This window comes from Streptomyces sp. NPDC003379 (genome assembly GCF_053589195.1).
This window is the reverse complement of record NZ_JBSFRK010000013.1, coordinates 83,044-102,815: the sequence shown is the minus strand read 5'-3', so window position 1 is coordinate 102,815 and position 19,772 is coordinate 83,044. Positions and strand designations below refer to the sequence as shown.

Annotated in this window: 17 protein-coding genes; 2 read left to right on the top strand and 15 right to left on the bottom strand. The window is 71.4% G+C overall.

Annotation, left to right across the window (positions count from 1 at the left end):
• Window positions 1-113: 113 nt before the first annotated feature.
• The 4 genes from ACWDVB_RS14890 to ACWDVB_RS14875 form a co-directional block, all read right to left on the bottom strand.
• Window positions 114-713, bottom strand: coding sequence for a hypothetical protein (locus ACWDVB_RS14890; protein WP_451515128.1), 600 nt, complete (start codon window positions 711-713; stop codon window positions 114-116).
• 7 nt (window positions 714-720) lie between these two features.
• Complete coding sequence (gene mqnC, locus ACWDVB_RS14885) at window positions 721-1,920, bottom strand: cyclic dehypoxanthinyl futalosine synthase (protein ID WP_451515129.1); 1,200 nt, start codon at window positions 1,918-1,920, stop codon at window positions 721-723.
• A 71-nt stretch (window positions 1,921-1,991) separates the two neighbouring features.
• Window positions 1,992-2,711, bottom strand: a complete 720-nt coding sequence (locus ACWDVB_RS14880) for a prepilin peptidase (protein ID WP_451515130.1) — start codon at window positions 2,709-2,711, stop codon at window positions 1,992-1,994.
• 75 nt (window positions 2,712-2,786) lie between these two features.
• A complete protein-coding gene (locus ACWDVB_RS14875; protein WP_451515131.1) occupies window positions 2,787-5,879 on the bottom strand; it encodes a BTAD domain-containing putative transcriptional regulator in 3,093 nt (1,030 codons plus the stop codon).
• A 214-nt stretch (window positions 5,880-6,093) separates the two neighbouring features.
• Here ACWDVB_RS14875 and ACWDVB_RS14870 point away from each other — a divergent pair, with 214 nt between their 5' ends.
• Entirely contained in the window at window positions 6,094-6,444 is a 351-nt protein-coding gene (locus tag ACWDVB_RS14870; RefSeq protein WP_451515220.1) for a hypothetical protein, read from the top strand.
• 41 nt (window positions 6,445-6,485) lie between these two features.
• Here ACWDVB_RS14870 and ACWDVB_RS14865 read toward each other — a convergent pair whose 3' ends face one another.
• The 9 genes from ACWDVB_RS14865 to ACWDVB_RS14825 are packed head-to-tail and all read right to left on the bottom strand — an operon-like array spanning window position 6,486 to window position 13,028.
• The gene (locus ACWDVB_RS14865; RefSeq protein WP_451515132.1) at window positions 6,486-6,950 is read right to left on the bottom strand and encodes a TadE/TadG family type IV pilus assembly protein; all 465 of its coding nucleotides are present in this window, start codon (window positions 6,948-6,950) and stop codon (window positions 6,486-6,488) included.
• 17 nt (window positions 6,951-6,967) lie between these two features.
• Window positions 6,968-7,405, bottom strand: coding sequence for a TadE/TadG family type IV pilus assembly protein (locus tag ACWDVB_RS14860; protein ID WP_451515133.1), 438 nt, complete (start codon window positions 7,403-7,405; stop codon window positions 6,968-6,970).
• Window positions 7,405-7,866: a TadE family protein gene (locus ACWDVB_RS14855; RefSeq protein WP_451515134.1), complete on the bottom strand. Its 462-nt coding sequence runs from the start codon at window positions 7,864-7,866 to the stop codon at window positions 7,405-7,407. The genes ACWDVB_RS14860 and ACWDVB_RS14855 overlap by 1 nt, the downstream gene beginning before the upstream one ends.
• A gap of 42 nt (window positions 7,867-7,908) precedes the next feature.
• Window positions 7,909-8,154, bottom strand: coding sequence for a hypothetical protein (locus tag ACWDVB_RS14850; protein WP_451515221.1), 246 nt, complete (start codon window positions 8,152-8,154; stop codon window positions 7,909-7,911).
• 58 nt (window positions 8,155-8,212) lie between these two features.
• On the bottom strand, window positions 8,213-9,142 hold the full coding sequence (locus tag ACWDVB_RS14845; RefSeq protein WP_451515135.1) for a type II secretion system F family protein: 930 nt from the start codon (window positions 9,140-9,142) through the stop codon (window positions 8,213-8,215).
• Window positions 9,139-10,137, bottom strand: a complete 999-nt coding sequence (locus tag ACWDVB_RS14840; protein WP_451515136.1) for a type II secretion system F family protein — start codon at window positions 10,135-10,137, stop codon at window positions 9,139-9,141. Before ACWDVB_RS14840 ends, ACWDVB_RS14845 begins: the two co-directional genes overlap by 4 nt.
• Before the next feature lie 7 nt (window positions 10,138-10,144).
• Window positions 10,145-11,455: a CpaF family protein gene (locus tag ACWDVB_RS14835; RefSeq protein ID WP_451515137.1), complete on the bottom strand. Its 1,311-nt coding sequence runs from the start codon at window positions 11,453-11,455 to the stop codon at window positions 10,145-10,147.
• Entirely contained in the window at window positions 11,452-12,288 is an 837-nt protein-coding gene (locus ACWDVB_RS14830; protein WP_451515138.1) for a hypothetical protein, read from the bottom strand. The genes ACWDVB_RS14835 and ACWDVB_RS14830 overlap by 4 nt, the downstream gene beginning before the upstream one ends.
• A 17-nt stretch (window positions 12,289-12,305) precedes the next feature.
• Complete coding sequence (locus tag ACWDVB_RS14825) at window positions 12,306-13,028, bottom strand: hypothetical protein (RefSeq protein WP_451515139.1); 723 nt, start codon at window positions 13,026-13,028, stop codon at window positions 12,306-12,308.
• 542 nt (window positions 13,029-13,570) lie between these two features.
• Here ACWDVB_RS14825 and ACWDVB_RS14820 point away from each other — a divergent pair.
• On the top strand, window positions 13,571-14,485 hold the full coding sequence (locus tag ACWDVB_RS14820; RefSeq protein WP_451515140.1) for a S1 family peptidase: 915 nt from the start codon (window positions 13,571-13,573) through the stop codon (window positions 14,483-14,485).
• A 176-nt stretch (window positions 14,486-14,661) separates the two neighbouring features.
• Here the strand turns inward: ACWDVB_RS14820 and ACWDVB_RS14815 are convergent, their stop codons facing one another.
• Entirely contained in the window at window positions 14,662-15,105 is a 444-nt protein-coding gene (locus tag ACWDVB_RS14815; RefSeq protein WP_451515141.1) for an SUKH-3 domain-containing protein, read from the bottom strand.
• Window positions 15,106-15,107: 2 nt separating this feature from the next.
• A complete protein-coding gene (locus ACWDVB_RS14810) occupies window positions 15,108-19,721 on the bottom strand; it encodes a DUF6531 domain-containing protein (protein ID WP_451515142.1) in 4,614 nt (1,537 codons plus the stop codon).
• Window positions 19,722-19,772: the final 51 nt, after the last annotated feature.

Below are 19,772 nucleotides of genomic sequence, written 5' to 3'. Positions count from 1 at the left end.
GGTTTGTTCGTGGCTGGTCGCGCCGTTCCCCGCGCCCCTGGAGGGGCTGCGCCCTCCCCCTTGCTCGCGCCGTTCCCCGCGCCCCCGGGAGGGCTGCGCCCTCCCCCTTGTGGTCAGCGGGACCTGTACACCAGACGGCCGGCCACTACCGTCGCCACGCAGGTTGACGTGCCTCGGCGGGGCAGGTCCGCTCGGGTGGGGACGTCGAAGATCGCGAAGCGGGCGGGGGCGGACTTGGTCAGGGAGGGGAGGAGGATCAGGGGGGTGGGGGACAGGGAGGGTGGGCCTGGGAGTCTTGGGGGGCGGCGGCCTACCGCCAGGCCCGCTCTGCGGACCGCGTCGATGACGGGGCGGGCCCGTAGTTCGCCCGCCACGGCCACCGTGCCGTGCGCCAGCAGCCGCTGCACGCCGCGTCGCGCGCTGGCGCCGAGGCGCGACGGGTCGGCGCGGAAGATGGCGCGGGCGCGCTCCCCCGCGATGGGGTCCGTGCCGAGCTCGTCGGCCTCGCGCGGGTCGGGGTGGTAGGTGGCTTCGAGGAGTTCGGGGCCGTACGGGTTGAGCAGGCCCGGCGTCAGGATGCCGGGCCAGCGGCGGACGCGGGCGGACGGGTGCGCCGCGGCCAGGCTCTCGTACGGGCCGACGGCGGCGATGATCGCCCCGTCGGCCAGGACCGCCGCCTCAGGTGAGTGTTCGGCGACGTGAAGTGTCAGCAAGGTGGCCTCAGTTGCCGGCGAGGAGCTTCAGCTCCGGGTGAGCCGTGCCGCCCTCGATCGCGGTGGACGAGATGTGCGAGGCGACGCGGTCGTCGACCGGGTCGTTCGCCGGGTCGTCGTGCACGACGAGGTGCTCGTACGTCGTGGCGCGCTGGGCCGGGACGCGGTCCGCCGTGCGGATCATCTCGATCATCTCGCGCAGGTTGTTGCGGTGCTTGGCACCGGCCATGGAGACCACGTTCTCCTCCAGCATGACCGAGCCGAGGTCGTCCGCTCCGTAGTGCAGCGTCAGCTGGCCCGCCTCCTTGCCGGTGGTCAGCCAGGAGCCCTGGATGTGCGCCACGTTGTCGAGGAAGATGCGGGCGATCGCGATCATGCGGATGTACTCGAAGATCGTCGCCTGCGTACGGCCCTTGAGGTGGTTGTTCTCGGGCTGATACGTGTACGGGATGAAGGCCCGGAAGCCCCCCGTCCGGTCCTGCACGTCGCGGATCATACGCAGGTGCTCGATGCGCTCGGCGTTGGTCTCGCCCGTGCCCATGAGCATGGTGGAGGTGGACTCGACGCCGAGGTTGTGGGAGATCTCCATGATCTCCAGCCAGCGCTCGCCGCTCTCCTTGAGCGGGGCGATGGCCTTGCGCGGACGTGCGGGGAGCAGCTCGGCGCCTGCGCCGGCGAAGGAGTCGAGGCCCGCGGCGTTGATCCGCTTGATGGCTTCCTCGACGGAGACCTTGGAGATGCGGGCCATGTGCTCGACCTCGGACGCGCCGAGGGAGTGGATGACCAGCTGCGGGAAGTTCTGCTTGATCGCGGCGAAGTGCTTCTCGTAGTACTCGACGCCGTAGTCCGGGTGGTGACCGCCCTGGAACATGATCTGCGTACCGCCCAGCTCGACGGTCTCCGCGCAGCGGCGCAGGATGTCGTCGAGGTCGCGGCTCCAGCCCTTCTTGGTGTCCTTCGGAGCGGCGTAGAAGGCGCAGAACTTGCAGGCCGTCACGCAGACGTTCGTGTAGTTGATGTTCCGCTCGATGATGTACGTCGCGATGTGCTCCGTGCCGGCGTAACGGCGGCGGCGCACGGCGTCGGCGGCGGCGCCGAGCGCGTGCAGCGGGGCGTCCCGGTAGAGGGCGAGCGCCTCCTCGGGGGTGATCCGCCCACCTGCGGCGGCACGGTCGAGGACGGACTGAAGGTCGGCCTTCTCGGTCACCGGGGCGTCCCTTTCGTAAGGGTTGTGGACGGACCAAGCCAGCGTACGCCAGCCCTTCCGGGGCCCTGACGTCAGGCGGTGAACGCCCCGAGCAGCACTCCCACGAAGGCGCCGCCCAGCAGGAACGGGCCGAAGGGGATCGCCGTCTTCCGCCCGGCGCGGCGCGCGGCGACGAGCCCGATGCCGTACAGCGAGGCGAGGACGAACCCGGCGAAGGTGCCGAGCAGCAGCACGCCCCACCCGTACCAGCCGAGCACCGCCCCCAGGGCGAGGGCGAGCTTCACGTCGCCGAAGCCCATGCCGTTGGGGTTGATGAGGAACAGCACGAAGTACGCACCGGCCAGCGCGAGCGCCCCGTACAGCGCCCCTGTCCACTCCCCCGCGTGCTCGGGCAGCAGCGCGGCACCGCCGAGCAGCACGAGCGCGGCCCCTGCGAGCGGCAGGGTCAGGACATCCGGCAGCCGGTGCACTCCGAAGTCGACCACGGTGAGCAGCACGCCGAAGGGCGCGATCAGGAGCCAGACGCCCAGCTCCGGGCGGGCGCCGGTGGCGGTGGCGAGCGCGGCGCAGACGGCCGCGGTGGCGATGGCGACCAGGGCGGTGCCGGGCCCGTACGACCGCCCGTGCCCGCACCTCGCGAGTCCGACCCAGCCGCCGAGCGGGTGTCCCTCGGGGCACTCCCGCCGCCAGCTCTCGTCGGGCTGGACGGAGAGCCGGTAGGCGGCGCGGGGCACGAGGGTCCCGGCGAGGGCCCCCCAGAGGCCGCCGAGGAGGATGAGGAGGGCGGTCATGACGGTCACCATTCAGCGCGGGGCAACGGGTGGGCAGGGGGCGTCCGCCGCGAACCGGCGGTCCAGCCGCCCCCGTCACCCCACAGCCGTGAGCCCACTGCGCCAGGTCGGCAGCAGCTCGTCCAGCAAGGCTTCGGTCCGGGGCGGCAGCCCCCGCGCCCCACTCCGCGCAAGGAGATCCGCAGCCACCCGCTGAAGCCGAGCAGAATCCTCCGTGGCGGCCGTGGCCCGGAGCAACTCGTTCCAGAGCCGCTCGTCCCCCGGCGCCGAGCCCAGCGCGGCGTTCAGCGCCTCGATCGCCTTCTCCACCCGCCCCTTCTCCAGGTGGAACTCGGACAGAGCGAGCCCGATGTCGGCCACGAGCAGCGGAAGCTGCGCGTCGATGATCTCGTGCGTGAGCCACCCGTACCGCCCCTGCGGCCGGTCGGCGAGCAGCGGCCCGCGTACGAGCACCAGCGCGTCGGTGAGCATCCGCCCGCGCACGGCACGGTTGCCGGCGCCGCGCCCCTGCGTGGCCTCGTGGTAGAGCGAGCGCAGCACGTCCAGGTCGGAGACGACGGACTTGGCGAGCGTGAGCCGCCCGTTCTGATCGGCCCGCAGCCGGGGCGCCCCGTCGGGGTCGGTGCCGAGCCACTCGCGCAGCCGCTCGACGAGCGCGTCGCGCACGTCCTCGGTGACGCCGCGCGGCCAGAGCGCGGAGGCGAGCACCCGGGGGTGGACGCCCTCGCGGTGCAGGAGCAGCAGGGCGAGCGCCTCGTGCATCAGCGCGCTGCGCTCACCGTCCGGCGGGTCGAGGCCGATGATCTCGTACGTACCGACGAGGCGGGCGTAGACCGCGGGCCGCCCCTGCTCGGTGACGTCGACGAGGAACGGCGGCGCGGCGCCCGCGGGCCCGTCGTCGGGGCCCGTGGGGTGTCCGTCCCTGTCGGGGTCGGCCTCGGTGAAGAGCCGGACGACGGCGCGCTGCTGGGCCTCGGGCAGCGCCTGGGCCTCCAGTTCGAGGCCGAGCAGCGGGGCGAGCAGCTTGCCCGCGGGGGTGATCTCCATCTGCCAGGCGGCGCCGGGCAGGTCCCCGGACTCCGTACCGACGAGGTAACCGATGCCGAGACGGCTGGCGTCGGCGGCGAGTTCGGCGAGCTTGACGGCGTCCTCGCCGGTCGGTTCGGCGGCGAGCAGTACGAGGTGCGGGGCCCAGCGGGTGTGCTGGGCGGGGCCGGTGCGGCCGGTGAGCACGGAGTCGTGTCCGGCGGTGCCGAGCGCGCCGCGCCGCTGTCGCGTCTCGGCCTCCATGGTCTCCAGGAGGGCTTCGACGTCCTCCAGGTGGCGCAGCCGGTTGGGCGCCAAGGGGGTGAGGTCCTGCCCGAAGCCGACGAGGGTGATGGTCATGCGGTCCGACCAGCCGTTGGTGGCGAGTTCGGCGGCGACGGACGCGAAGACGGCGGCGCGGTCGGCCTCGCTGCCGCTCAGCGAGACGATGCCGGGCACGGACTCCAGGTTGAGGAGCAGCCGTGACTCCTCGGGGGCGCCGAGGGTGCCGAGGCTGACGAGCCCCGGGTAGGGCGCGGCGGTGTCCACGTCCTCGTACCGCTCGGCGTCGGTGCGGGCCAGCATCCAGAACGTCTGGTCCTGCCCCAGCTGCCACGGCGCCGGCGGGCGTCCGGCGGGCTGGGCGAGCTGGAGGTGCAGGTCCCCGTTGCTCAGCCAGGCCGCGTACACGGTCGGCAGGGCGCGGTTCTCCTCGGCGAGCGAGGCGGCGAGGCCGCGCAGCGACAGGTCGAGCAGGCGTACGCCCTCGGGGTCGGCGCCCACGAGCAGCGCGTCCTGCACATCGGCGGCGTCCCCGGTCGGGGTCGGCGGCTGCATGCCGCGGCGGCCGCCGACCGCGCCCATGGCCGACTGCCACAGGGCGTGCCGGCGACGCCGCCCGAGGGCACCGAGCAGACCGGCGGCGAGGAGGGGCGCGCCGAGGAGCGCCTCGGGCAGCCCGAAGCCGGAGCTCTCGGACTGGCTGCCGCCGGTGGCGGAGGGGGCTTCGGGAGTGACGGGTGTGGCGGGTCCCTCGGGCGTGGCGGGTGTCTCGGGCGTGGCCGGGGCCTGCGGCATCGCGGGCTTCTCCGGCGCCGAGGGCCGCTGTTCGGGAAGGACGATGTGCGCGGTGTCGCGGTCGACGGAGCTGCCGCCGCCCTGCTGACCCCCCTGTTCCCCACTGCCCTGCCGGCCGCCGCCGCCCTGTCGCTGGTCCCCGGTCTTGGAGTAGTCGGAGATCTGCTCCTTGACGTCCTGCGACACCTTGGGCGCCTCGTCGGGCATCTCGACGAGCTCGCCGCCGTGCGCGTCCGCGGGCATCTCCATGATCCAGCCCGGCCGGATGAGACTGGCTTCGGAGAGCTTCGAACCGTCGGGCTGCTCGCGGTCCTTGTTGAGCTGGTAGATCTCCTTGTACCGGCGGCCGTCGCCCAGGTGCCGCTCGGCGACCTCCCACAGGGAGTCGTGGTGGCGCCCCTCGGGCGGCTGGATCCGGTAGTACTTCGTGTCCCCGTCCTTGGCACCGCTGCCGCCGCCCGCGTGCGCGGCGGCCTGCTCGGCCTGCGCGGCGAGGGCGTCGGCGGCACTGGCGGCCTGCTGCTGCTCCTGCCCGAACAGACCCCCCGGCGTCTGCTGGGCGCTCGCGGCGGACGCGGGCTTCTGGTTCCCCTCCAACGACTGCCCGAACTGCGAGAGCCCCGGCGCGAAGCCGGCGGCCGTGGCGCCCACGAGGAGGAGGGCGGCGACCAGTTGCCGCGCGAGCATCTGGCTGCCACCGGCGCCGGGCACCCGGCTCGGGATCCCGACGCCGGAGAGCGCGGCCTTTATCTCGACGAGTACGCAGGCGGTGAACTGCGCCCAGGCGAACCAGACGACGACGGTCAGCACGTTGATGAACGTGCCGACGGTGATCTCCTGCTGCAGCCAGCTCAGCGAGGGCGCCCCACCCGGCAGCGGCCACCCCACGAACACCGCGAGGGCCCCGGGCACACCGACCAGGAGCACGGCCAACGCCACAAAGGCGAGGAATGCCTTGACGAAATCCCCGAAGGAACGCCGACGCCGGGGCAGAGGCTGCGGCGTCCGGTTCCGCGGCGACTGCGGATCAGGCGGGCTCGTCGAGCGTGAGGTGGTGCGCGCCATGGCGGGTGTCCTGGTGTCCTGTGGGGAGGAGTGGATGGAGGGGGGTGGGTGGTAGTAACAAAAGCCTACTGAGGTGATGGTACGGAAGGGGAACCGTTCCGCCCTGTCCACCGACGCGATCTCGGCCGGAGACGGTTCCCGGCCCACGCGGTAGCGTCGTCGGTGCCGTTTCCTGTCGGCGGGACGCGGTGAATCACCCAAGGGGGACATGACTATGGGCAAGGGCAAGAGCGACCTCGCGGTCCCGATCACCGACCTGGAGGACTACGGCAGACGCCTGCGCTCCATCAAGGACCGCATGAACCGCACCAAGAAGATCTTCGAGTCCTACCGCGACGACATCGGCGACGGCGGTGTGTACGACTCCCTGGAGGACTTCGAGTCCAACTGGGAGGACGGCCGCGAGGACATCGGCCAGCAGTTGGACCAGCTCGCGGACCTCTCCGACGCGGTCGTACGCGAGTTCAAGAAGCTCGACGACGACTTGGCGAAGGAGGTCAACGACGCGGTGAAGGTGAACGGGAAGGGCGGCCAGGGCGGCAAGGACGGTGGGGGCGCGAAGTAGCCGAGGGTCGGGCTGACGCGCCGGAGGAGGCGAGGAAGGCCTCAGCCGACTTCGTTCTCCGCCGCCGCGCGGCCCTTCACCGTGATGTCGCCGCCGTAGAACATGCCGGTGAACACCGGGCTGTAGGTCATCTGGACCTCGACCTCGACCTGCTGCGCGTTCGCCGTCACGCAGTGCGTGTTGGCGACGTCCGAGGCGATCAGGCCCGCTTCCTCGACGAAGGCCCGGACTCGGGCGCCGCAGTTCTCGTAGTTGATGGGCGCGCCCTTGGCGCCCTCGTAGAGGCCCTCGGTGTCCAGGTCCTGCGCGGCGTAGCGCGCGGCCTGCTCCGCGATGTCCGCGGCGCGCTCCCGCTTGGAGATGGAGAGGCCGCCGTCGATCACGAACGCGGAGAGCGTGAGGAAGACGATCGCGAAGATGATGACGGCGCCGGCGCCCGAGCCGCGGTCGTCGAGGCGTACACGACGGGAACCGATCCAAGCGCGTACGACGCTTACGTCGCGCACAGCGCGGTGCGCCCCCGTCACGCCGACCTCCGGTAGGGGTCCAGCGGAGAGCTGAAGCTGGCCTCCAGCGTCGTGGGGACGTCCAGGCCCAGCATGGCCAAGCCCTTGACCTCGCAGCTCACTTCGACTGTGAAGAAGGGGTCCACGTCGGGGTCGAAACCGTCGCTCTTCTGGACGACCGAGACCGGGCCGGAACAGACGTCCGCGAGGTCCGCCCTCGCCGCCTTTCTCGCCTCCGCCATCGCCGTGCCGTGCTCCTTCTGGATCGACCCGGCGCGCGCCGCGTCCCGTGCCGCTCCGTCGATGGCGCCCCGGCCGTCGACGAGCTGGCCGAAGGCCACCAGGACGAGGATGAAGAGGATCATCACGGGGGCGAGGATCACGACCTCGACGGTCGAGAGCCCCCGGTCCGCGCTTTCACGGTTCGCGGCCCGTATGTGGCGTGCTCTCCGCATCAGCCGTCACCTTCCACGAACCGCTCCACCGGGCCCGCCGACCGCGCGTGCACGGTCAGATCGAGCCCCGGGAAGACCGTGGGCACCCGTCCCGTGATCTCCACGCCGACCGTGTTCTGCTCCGGCTGGATGGTCTTCACGTCCGGGCCGAGCACCAGCTTCGGGCCGAGCTGGCGGATGTACGCGTCGGCCACGTCACGCGCCTCGCCGCGCCAGCCGCCCGCGTTCTCGTCGGCGGTGGCACGGGCCTTGCGCGCGCCCGCCTGGGCGGCGGCCTGGGCGACATGGTCCGCGAAGAAGTACAGCGCGAACTGCACCGTCGCGAAGATCATGAAGAACAGGACCGGGGTCAGCAGCACGAACTCGATCGCGGTCATGCCGGATTCGCCGCGGGTGGAGGCGGCCCCCACCCTGCGGCGTACGAATCCACGCGGTCCCCGCACCCCGTCACCCTTCACCATGCCGTCAGCTTCACCATGCCGTCAGCAGCCAGTCGTACGCCGTCAGCAGGTGCCGCTGGCTTCCGCGCCCTTGATGCAGTCGCTGACCTTCTCCGCGCCGTCCTTCAGCGCCAGGTTGATCACCGCGGCCACGACGCCGACGATCGCCACCACGACCGCCGAGATGATGACCCACTCCACCGCGGACGCGCCACGGTCGAGCTCGCCGGAGCGGGCGCGCTGGACGCGGCCCTTCAGGAAGGTCACGAGGAAGTCGACAGCCGGGTGACTGAAGTTCCGTCCGTTCATCATGAGTTGTCCTTTCGGGTGGGTCGGGTGTGGGGTGGCATGGGTCGGGCATGGGTCGCTACACCTGGAACACGCGCATCGCCGCGGGAAAGATGAGGAAGACCAGGAACCCCGCGCACAGCAGCAGCTGCGCGACCAGCATCGACTGGGACTTCTCGCCCGCACTGCCCTCGATCTCGGCCAGTTCGCGGTGCCGCATCGTCTCCGCGCGGGACGCGAGCGACTCGCGTACCTTCGCGCCGTCGTCCGCCACCAGCGCCAGGGACGCCGACAGGTCCTTCAGCTCCTCGACGCCCAGTTCCTCGCCGAGCGCGCCGAGCGCCTGCCACTGGCTGACGCCGGTGATGCGGGCGTCGGCCAGCGCGCTGCGGATGCGCTGCGTCGCCCAGCCGTCGGAGACCTCCGCCGCCGCCATGAGCGCCTCGGGCAGGCCGCGGCCGCCCGCGAGGCTCATCGACACCAGGTCCAGATAGGCGCCGATGACGCGGCGCAGATCGCGCCGCTTCTCCGCCGCGTCCCTGCGTACTTCCAGGTCGGGCAGGAAGAAGAAGAGCGCGCCGAACATCAGCGCGAGCCACACCGGGATGATCGGGCTGCGGCCGACGCCGAGCGTCCAGACGATGGCGAAGAGGAACGGGCCGAAGAAGATGCCGACCGCCGCCAGCAGCACCTTCGTCGCCAGGAACTTCTCCCAGCTGCGTTCGAGGACCGCGAGGTCGGCCCGCAGCGACCGCTGCTCCCAGCCCTGCTGGAGGTAGAAGTCCGCGACGCGCATGCCGACGCGGGTCCGCAGCGAGCCGATGCGGCCGGGCTTCTCCGTGTCCGAGATGGCCCGGTGCGACTCGTACGCCGCGCCGCGCGCCCGCATCGCGTCGATGCGGGCGACGGTGGCGACCGCGCTGCGCTTGGTCGGCATCAGGGCGCGTACGAGGGCGAAGACGCCGAGGCCGAGCACCGCGCCGATCACTATCGGCATCGTCAGGCTCATCGACGTACCCCCTCAGGGTTCGAGTAGCCGGGCAGGCCCTGCTGGACCGGCTGCGGAGCCTGCTCTGCGGCGCCCGCCGGGCCCCGTGGACGTACGAACTGCACGCCCGGCACGTCCTTGACCAGGAAGCGGTCCGGCGTCTCCACCGTCGACAGCTTCCGCAGCCACCAGAAGCCCAGCGCGAACAGGGCGCAGACCATGGCGAGCACGAGCTGGCCGACCGGCGTGCCGTAGGGCTCGACGAACTCGCGGTTGAAGATGGAAAGGCCGAGTACGAAGGCGACCGAGACCGCCACCACGATCTGCACCGAACGGCGGGTCGACGCGCGCTGCGCCATCACGCGCTGGCGCATGTCGACCTCCTCGCGCGCCGACTTGGCGAGCGCGCCGAGGACCTGGCGCAGGCCGGGGCCGCGCAGCTTGGCATTGAGGATGAGCGCCGCGACGATGATGTCCGCCGACGCGTCGTCGATCTCGTCGGCCAGGATCTGCAGCGCCTCGGGGAGCGGGGTGCGGGCGCGCAGACGGTCCACGAGGGCGTCCAGGTGGGGGCGGAGCACCGGCGCCGCCGCGCGCGCCGAGGCCGGGATCGCCTGTTCCAGGCCGACCGCGCCCGCGATCGTGTCGCGCAGCGACTCGGTCCAGGCGGCGAGGGCCTCTACGCGCTTCATCTGCGCGCGCTCCTCCGCCGCGCCGCCGAACAGCTTGTCCCAGAAGAAGACGAGGATGCCGGCGGCGATGCCCGCCACCGCCCAGCGGGTGAGGAGCAGGACGACCAGGCCGACACCGGCGGCCAGCGAGCCGCGCCGGCCCGCGAACCGGATCAGTTCGCTCGCGCGCTCGCTCGCCTTGTGCTTCTCGTGGTCCGGCTTGACGGGCAGGCCGCGGATCGCGATCACGAGGAGCGCGATGCCGCCGCCCGCTGCGACGCCGCAGCCCAGCGCGTACAGGACGGGCAGCGAGAAGAGGCCGCCCATGGAGCCCGGTCCGTTCATGTCGTGCTCACCCCCATTGCCCGGCGGGGCGGTAACCGAACGCGGCCAGGTCGTCCATGCAGGCGATCGGCGCGTGCGCGACGACCCGTCCGTCGGGGGCCTCCGCGAAGACCTCGCTGGACAGGACGCGGCCGTCGACGCCGTTGACCTCGCGGACCGAGGTCACCATGCGCTGGAGCTTGCCGCCGGACTCGTAGTTGTTGCGCCGCTGGATGAAGACGACGAAGTTGACGGCTCCCGCGATGAGCATCTGGCTCGCGTCGATGGGGAGCCGCTCGGAGGCCTGCAACGCGTACGTGGAAATACGGTTGAAGACCTCGCTGGAGCTGTTGGCGTGGATCGTGGAGAGCGAGCCGTCGTTGCCCTGAGACATCGCGTTCAGCATCGTCACGATCTCGTCGCCGAGGACCTCACCGACGATGACGCGCGAGGGGTTCATGCGGAGGGACCGGCGCACCAGCTCCGCCATCGTGATCTCGCCCTGGCCCTCGGAGTTGGGCAGGCGTTCCTCGAAGGCCACGACGTTCGGGTGCAGGTCGGCGAATTGGTCGAGGCCGAGCTCCAGGGCCCGCTCGACGGTCACCAGGCGCTCCTGCGGCGGGATCTCGTTGGCGAGGGCGCGCAGCAGCGTGGTCTTACCGGCGTTGGTCGCGCCCGCGATCATGATGTTCTTGCGGGCCCGGACCGCGCAGGCGAGGAAGTGGCCGATCTCCGGCGTCACCGTGCCGTTGCCGACCAGGTCCGACATGAAGACCTTGCCCATGCGGGCGCGGCGGATGGAGAGGGCGGGGCGGCGCGTGACGTCCATGACCGCCGACAGCCGCGATCCGTCGGGCAGTCGGAGGTCGAGCTGCGGGTTCGCGGAGTCGAACGGGCGGGAGGAGAGACCCGAGTACGCGCCGAGGACCTGGATCAGCTCGACCAGCTCCTCGTCGGTCTCGGCGACCGGGTCGGCCTGGCTCTCGCGCCCGTCGGCGTACCCGACGAAGACCTGGTCGCAGCCGTTGATGTCGATGTTCTCGACCTCGGGGTCGTCGAGCAGCGGCTGCAGCCGTCCGACGCCGAAGAGAGCGGCGTGCACGGCGGCCGCGTACTGCTCCTCGGTCTCCGCGTCGAGGGGGGTGCGCCCGGCGTTGATCTCCGCGCGGGCGTACTCCTCCAGGATCTGGGCGATGACGGCGCGGGCGTAGTGCCGTTCGTCCTCGCCCGACATCGGGGTGACGCCGGAGACCTGGTCGAGGCGGCGCTGCTCGGCGATGCGGTCGCCGGCGTCCTGCCGGAAGCGCTTGACGAGCTGGTGATCGACGGGCGTACTCATCGGCCCGCTCCGGGCTGCTGCGCGACGGGGTTGGCCCAGGCGGCGCCGTACTGCTGGTACAGGTCGACGGTCACCTTGCGCGCGGAGCGGATGAGCAGCGACTTGTCGAGGCGGCCGCGCCTGCGTCCGGCCAGCTGGTCGGCGCCCGTCGGGTCGTCGGCGAGGGTGCCGACGACGCGGGCGCCGGTCTGCGCGGCCATCAGCATGTCGTTGACCTGGTGGACGAGCTTGGCCGATGCCGAGGGGTCCGCGATGAGCAGTACGCCGATGAGCGGGGTCGCGAGCGAGGCGGCGCCTCGCGCGCCGCCGTGCAGCTTGGCGGCGAGCGCCGCGGCACGGTCGCGTACGCGGGCGATCGACTCGGGTTCGGTGCGCGAGACGAGCAGGACGAGGGCGGCCTGCGGGAAGAGTTCGACGGCCGGGGTGTCGCCGCTGATGCGCCCGCAGTCGGCTATGACGTCGGCGGGCGCGTGCGGCGAGTCGGCGAGCTGCGAGAAGGCGCGCCCGAGGGTGGGCCAGAGACCGGCGAGCCCGGCGGCCTGCTCGGCGACGCCGAGCCCGACAAGGACTTCGAGCCCGCCGCTCAATGGCTGGGTGTGGTCCCAGAGTTGGTCGGGTACGAGGCCGCGGCGGGCCGTGGCCGCGATGGAGAGCATGCCGGTGTTGGGGTTGAGCGGCCCGCCGTGCGCGGCCGCGCTGCGGTAGACCAGGTCGCCGCCGGCGGGGTCGGTCTCCGCGACCAGCACGCGGCGCGGCCAGACGGCGGCCAGCGCGACGGCAGCGGTGGTGACGCCGGGCGACCCTTTGTCGGCGGCGAGAGCGATGAGCGCCATGTCTCTTCTACTCGCCTTTAGTTGCCGTTGGACGGGACGCGGACGATGACGACCTTGCCCTCGGAGGCGGCGCTGGCCAGGGCAGCGACCTCGTCCTGCGGGACGAGGAGGGTGAGGTTCTGGTTGCCGGTGCTCACGGTGGCGTCGCTCTGGGAGGCGACGGTGCTCACCTTGGCGGCGGCGACGAGCGGCGTACCGCTGGTGGAGTTGCCGCTGCCGGTGGAGCCCTTGCCGGTGGAGGTGCCGGAGACCACGGGGTAGGCGGCGACGGTGTCACCGACCTTCAGGTCGGAGGGGTACTGGCCCTCCTTGAGGGAGAGGCCGACGGAGGCCTTGCCCGCGGGCAGGCCGGCCTGGGCACCGAACATCTCACCGACGGCGACGGTGCCGCCCGGGATGGTGTTCCTGGCCTTGAGCTTGGTGAGGGCATCGGCCTTCGCCCACGGCACGTAGTTGATGGAGGCGTCCTCGGCGACCATCACGCTGGTGATGTTCTCGCCCTCGACGGGCGCCTCGCCCGCCGGGATCTCCTTCGTCACCTTGACGACCTCGATGCGGTCACCGGCGCGCAGTACGAGCACGGTGGCGCCGAGCGCGCCGACCAGGATGAGGAGGACGGCCAGTGCGGCCAGTGCCGGTTTGCGCTCGCGAGGCGGCGCGGGAAGGCGCTCACCGACCGCCGGCTGAACCGGCGCGGCGGAACGGCTGTTGCCCGCCCCCATACGCTCCTGGATCTTCACGCAACTGCTCCCCGCACACCCAAGAAGATTCGGTCAATTTTCATCATTTGCGACACTCGCGACTCTCTCGCCCCACCTCGGACGGGCTATTCAGCCCCAGGCCCAGTGTCAAGTCATCGCACCGTATCAGCAGCACATAAGCCCCTCAAGGCGCGTTAAAGATCGCGAAGCTCACACGTCCCATCGTTATCCACGCGCAATCCGCGCTCGTCGGTTCCGATGCCGTTCCTGGTTTTCGGAGTGCGGTGTTTGTGTGCGTACGCGAATAGGTCCGCGGCGCGCAACTGGCGGCGCGGCGGCGGGCGATGGGCCGAGATCGACCGGCCTGCCCCAAGGGGGACGCCGCGAGGGGCGTGGCCGGTTCCCGCCCGTCCGACTCCCGGGCGGCACCTGCGGCGTCGCCTGCCGCATCACCGAACAACCCGCACTCCTCCCCATGACCCACCCGACTCCGGCCGCCGGTCCGAATGAACCGGCCCGGCTTGCTCGCCCTCTGACATTCCGTATTCGTGTCCCTGCCGTACGAAGGAAAAGCACCCCCCATGAGTCACATGACCCCCACAAGAACCCCCGCCCGCGGCACCTCCGCCCCCAGGACTCCCGCCCGCAGAACCTCCATCACCGCCGCTCTCGCCGCGACCGGCGCCGCGCTGGCGATGGTCGCCACCTCCGCCCCCGCCGCGCACGCGATCATCGGCGGCACCGAAGTCCCCAACGACGCCTACCCGTTCATGACGGCGGTGCTGGAGAAGGGTCCCGGCAGCGCGCGCGACCGCCAGTTCTGCGGCGCGAGCCTCGTCACCCCGGACACGGTCGTGACGGCGGCGCACTGCCTGGTCGACGAGGCGGGCAAGCCGGTCAAACCGAAGACGCTCCAGGTCGCCGTGGGCCGCACGGTGCTCTCCGCACGCCAGGGCCAGATACGGAACATCGCCAAGGGCGGCGTGGTCGTGCACCCGCGCTACCTCAAGGGCAAGGAAGCCTACGACGTGGCCTTCCTCCAGCTGGAGAAGCCGGTGCGGGGCATCTCCGCGGTCGCGCTCCCCACGCAGGGCACGGACGCGCTGATCCGCCCGGGCCAGAAGGCGACGGTCGCGGGCTGGGGCAACACGGACACGGAGCTGACCCACACCCCTGACCGCCTCCGCGAGGTGAAGGTCCCGATCCTCTCCCACGCCGAATGCAAGGCGAGCTACAAGGAGTACGACGCGAAGGTCAACTTCTGCGCCGGCGTCGAGACGAAGGACTCCTGCCAGGGCGACAGCGGCGGCCCCATCTTCCGCAAGGTCCCCGGCCGTGAGGCCCCCATCCTGATCGGCGTCGTCTCCTACGGCGACGGCTGCGGCGCGCAGGGTGCCCCCGGCGTCTACACGTCGCTCAGCTCGGCGAAGCTGTGGAAGACGCTGGACGAGTCGCCGTCGGGGAAGAGGGTCAAGCGGGGGTTGAACCGGCGCTGACGCTCGGCTGACGCGGGCGGGCGGCCCGGGGCACGGATCTCCACGGCCCCGGGCCGCCCGGCATCCACACCAGGTCGGCGGCGGCGAAGCGGTGCACGGTGCCGCGGCTGGGGCAACACGGACACGGAGCTGACCCGGGTCGACTTCTGCGCCGCCGCCCTCCCCGAATGCCTGGTTCAGCGAATACCCTCGATGAGTTTCTCCAGTGCCTCCTCGCCGGTATCAGCGAGGAGGGTGACACTGTCCATGCCGATATAGACCTTGCCGTCCGGCGCGATTCCCAGATAGCTGTTGCGGCGGTCGGCCTCGCCGACGGGATACAGGTACGCGCCCGCTTCCTCGCTGAGCACGTCGAAGATCTCGTCGTCCCATTCGGCCGCGAGAGGGTCGAGCCGGAAGCCCATGCGGGCCATCGTCCTGCCCGGGCCTCGCTCCTCGCACGCCAGGCCGCCGAATTCGGCGAGGAAGAGCCGTGCCGCGGCGTGGATCTCGAAGCCGCCGTGTTCGCGCAGGACTCTCTCCCACTCGGCCGTGGGCACGGTTCGCCCGGGGTGCCAGCCGGCCGCCCGCAGTACGCGGTCGGTCTCCGCGGACCAACGCCCGGGGGATTCTTCAGTCATCTCTAGGTCACCGCCGTGATTCCGAATTGGTCGAGCACATGCTGACATGACGAACAGGGGGCCTTTGGCACACCGTGTTTGGGATTGCCCGCCGCCCGCACGTCCACCGCGGCACTCACGCCGCCCCGCGGATCGTGTCCGGCGTTCATGGCGTTCGAGAGGGCTTCCGCCTCGCCGCACCGTCCGTGCTGGTTCCCCGCCGGGCGAAGCTCCATCGGAACCCTGTCGTAGGCGGCCTGGACGTCCGGGTGCAGGTTGTGGTCGCCGCCGCCCTTGATGCTCGCACCGCTGTACGTCTGCTGATGCCCGGGCACCGTGAGGCCCGCCGTGCTCGTCGGCCTGGTCTGCTTGCTGGCGCCCGGCCGGGCCTGTTCGAGGTCGGCGCGGTCGCGTGCGGCCTGCAAGGCGCGCTCACAGTCCGGCGCCAGGCCGAGCGGGTCGACCCCGGTGAAGGGGTTCGACGCGTATGCGCGGGGGTTCGGGCCCGGGGCGAGGTCGAGCGGGTCCAGGGAAACGTACTGGCCCGTCTCCGGGTCGTAGTGGCGCTGGTAGTTGTAGTGCAGCCCCGACTCGGGATCGTGGTATTGGCCGGGGAAGCGGAGAGGGCAGTACGCGCGGTCACCGGGCGCCTCCTCGTCCACGGGCGCGCCCCATACCGTGGTCCGGGAGCACCACGCCAGCTCGCCCTCCTCGTCGCACAGTTCCGTGGGCGTGCCGACCACGTCGGTGACGATCGAGTAGAACTCCTCGTCGATCCACTCCTGTGCCGCGTCCTGGTGTCCCCGGGGCCCGGCGACGCGCTCCACCTGCGTGACCGGACTGAAGCGGTCCCTCTCCCAGTCCCACGTCGTACACCTGAGCGGTTCGTCGCCGGACCGTCTGACCTGCTCCGCGAGCACGAAACCGTCCCAGACGAACCGCACCTCCTCCACGACGGTCTCACCGTCCGCCGCGAAGCGCCGCTTCGCGATGCGGCGACCGAACGGGTCGTACAGATAGGCCCACTTCGTCCCGTCCGGCGTGACCACGCCGACCAGGCGGTCCTGGCTGTCCCACCTGTATTGCCAGACATAGGCCTTCCGTGAGAGCCGCTTTCTGCGCCGCCGCACCACGCGGCCCTGGGCGTCGAAGTCGTAGCGCACGCCCCCGGGCCTGCCCTGGCCACCGCTCATGCTCCCGGAGGTGCCGAGCGCCGTGGCCGCCTGCCGCTCCGCCGACGCCACATTCCCCGCCGCGTCGTAGGCGTACTGCTCCGACCAGGTGTCCGCCCGCACGGCGGTGACCCGTCCGGTGGGGTCGACGTCGATGGTGCGGTGGCCGTTGACCAGGTCGTGGATCGCGTGGACCGTGCCGTCCGACCGGTAGCGGTACGTCCGCTCCTGCACCCTGCGCCGTTCGGACCCGTCCGGCGAGGCGTCGGCAGTCACCGTCTGCGAGCTCAGCCTGCCGTCCGGGTCCCAACCCTGGGTGAGCACCGCCGCTCCCGCGCGGCGCTCGACCTCGCGGCCGGCCTCGTCGTAGCCGAAGCCGACAGCCCGGCCCGCCGCCCGGAGCAGTACGGGCCGGTCACGGCCGTCGTACTCCCAGAGGCTCTCGGCGTTCGACGGCGTCACGCGGCGCGTGCGCCTGCCCAGCTGGTCGTAGGCCGAACGCACGGTCGCGCCGTTGCAGGTCTCGGCCAGGATCCGGCCGACGGCGTCGCGTTCGTAGGCGACCTCCGCGTGCTCGCTTCGCACCACGCGGAGGTTGCCCACCACGTCGTACTCGTAGCTCGTGACCCCTTCGGGAGTCCGCTGTTCCAGGACCTTCCCGAGCAGGTCACGCACGTACTCGGTGGTCTCACCGGCGCCGTTCGTCTGCGCGATGAGCTGTCCGGCCGCGTCGTGGCGGTAGCTCCGCGTACGACCCTCGAAGTCCCGCTCCTTGATCAGCCGGCCGGCGTCGTCGTAGGTGTAGCTCCAGGTGACGCCGAGCTGGTTGGTCACCGAGGAGACCCTGAGCTCACCGTCGTAGGTGAAGCGCAGGCATGACCCGTCCGGCTCGATCCGCTTCTCCAGCAGGTCGAACGCACCGTACTCGAAACGCGTCACGCGGCCGAGGGTGTCCACGTACTCGACGAGGTTGCCCTCACCGTCGTGGGCCCGCCGCTCCGAGCTGCCGTCGGGCAGGGTGCGCAGGGCGAGCCTGCCTTCCGGCGTCCAGGTGTAGGTGGTGCGGGAGCCGTCCGGGCCGGTCTGCGCGACAAGCCTCCCGAAGGCGTCCCGTTCGTAGCGGGTCGTCGCGCCTTCGGCGTCGGTCGTCGCGACGGGGAGGCCCGCCGCGTCGGTCTCCACCCGGGTCGCGCGCCCCGTGGCGTCGGTGATCGTGGCTATCCCACCGGCCTGGTCGTACCCGTAGGAGAGGCGGGCGCCGGTCGGGTCGGTCTCCGCCGTGAGACGGCCCGCGGAGTCGTACTCCATGCGCCAGACGGCACCGTCCGGCTCGGTCACCGTCACGGGCCTGCCGAGCCCGTCGAGCTCGGCGACGCTCTGATGGCCGTCGGGCCGCAGGACACGCGTCGGAACGCCGTGCTCGTCGTAGCGGTAACGGGTCGTCCGGCCGAGCGGGTCGGTGCGCGAGAGCAACCGGTCGTAGCGGTCCCACTCCGAGTACGTGGTGTGCCCGAGCGGGTTCGTCTCGGACACGAGCTGGCGCAGCTCGTTGTGCCGGTAGGTGGTGGTGCGGCCGAGGGAGTCCGTGTAGCGCGTCTCGCGGTTCTCGGTGTCGTACGCGACGGTGCAGGAGAGCCGGCCGTCGGCACCCTCGCCCCTGACGCAGCGGTCCAGATCGTCGTACGTGAAGCGGTACCAGCCGCCGTTGCGGTCGGTCCAGGACGTGATGCGGTCGCGGCCGTCGTACGTGAGCTTCAGCGGGGCGCCACCGGAGTCGCGGACCTCAGTGAGGTTGCCCCGGCCGTCGTCGCTGTAGCCGTAGGACCGCAGGGTTACGCCCTCGGGCCCCGCCTCCACGTCGTCCAGGCGAAGGCGGGTGACGCGGCCTCCGTCCGTGTCGACGCGCAGGTGCCGCCCGGCGGAGTCCCGTACGGCCGTCGGCGTCCCGTTCTCGCCGCGGTCGAAGTCGACGCGCCTGCCGGAGCGGTCGGAGATCGCCGCCAGAGGCATCACGAACGCGGTGTCGTCCGGGCCGGGCGCACCCAGCGGCGCGAAGTGCCGGACCGTACCCGCCTGCGGGTCCGAGATGCGGATGGGGGCGCCCGGGGAGCCGTCCCAGTCCAGCGGCCAGCGCGGGCCTTCGAGGGGCATGACCGAGGCACCGGGCCGGGGCACCGGATACAGGAGGATCATGCCGTCCTCGGCGGCGAACACGACTCCCTCGGCGTCCAGTTCGAGCCGCTCGTCGAGCGTCGAGGCCCACGACGGCCCGAACCACCGGCCCCATCCGTACGTCGACAGGTGGGTGCGCCGAAGGACCAGCGGCATCAGCCCCGGGAGTTCGACGTCGGTCTCCTCCATGAGCATCTCGCCGGAGACCATGTCGATCGGGTCACCGTTCTTGCAGCGCGAGGCGGCCTTCTTGCCCGCACCCGCCGCGTCGTCGGCACCCCTGCGCAGCCCGCCCTTGCCCACCCCCTTGGCCATGGCCTTGAGGCCGCCCTTGACCCCCTTGGCAAGTTTGGCGGCGGTGGTGATGCCCTTGGCGCCCGGAATGCAGTCGAGCGCGGCGAACGCCACATCCACCAGGGTGGCTTGGCCTTTTGCGTATTTACTGAGGGTGTCGGCGAGGACAATCGCTCCGGCGATGATCACGATCGCAGCGAGGATCGGACCGCCGACGATCATCGCGATCACACCCACGACGGCGACGACGACCTTGCAGACGGCGACGATGGTGTCCCAGTTGTCGGTGACCCAGTCGCCGATCTCCTCCCACCACTTGCGGTTCTGAATACCCGCGTCGGATGCCTCGTCGATCTTCCGCTTCGCGGTCCCGGCGGCCTCTTCCCGCATTCTGCGGGCGTCCTCGGCCATCTTCTTCGCGGCGTCGAGGGCGTTCTGCGCGGAGGTGACGTCGGATTTGGCGGACTTCTGGGCGTTCTCGGCGGAGGCCGCGTTGCGGGTGGCGGCCCGCACCTTGTCCTCGTCCGGCTTGGGCACATCCTTGCCCTTGGAGCCGCCGTCGTCCTTGTACTTGTCGGCCTCCTTGCCCGCCTTCTCCATCCACGAGTCGGCGGAGGACAGACGAGACTTGGCGGAAGACAGGTCGGCCTGGGCCTCGCGGCCCTTGATGAGCGCCTTGTCGGCGAGGGACTGGGCGCGCTCCAGTTCCGGCCAATAGGCGGCGAGGGCGTCGCCCGCCATCCCGTAGGACTTCTTGAGCTTCTTCAGCTTGTCCGGCGCCTTCTCGAACTTCTCCGTGAAGGCCTCGGCGGTCTTCCCCGCCCACTGCAAGATGGCGTCCTCGCCCGCCATCCCCTTGATGTCCCGCAGCACCTTGCCGACATCGTCGGAGAAGTCGTGCAGGTCCTTGGCGAGCTTGCGCACCCGGTCCGGATCACCCGGCGTCGGATCCTTGTCCAGATCCAGGACATGCCAATCCCTCGGCCGATGGCCCCCCATGCGTATCCCCCGTCGTACCCGCGACTTCAGTAACCGTACGCGGGTACGAAA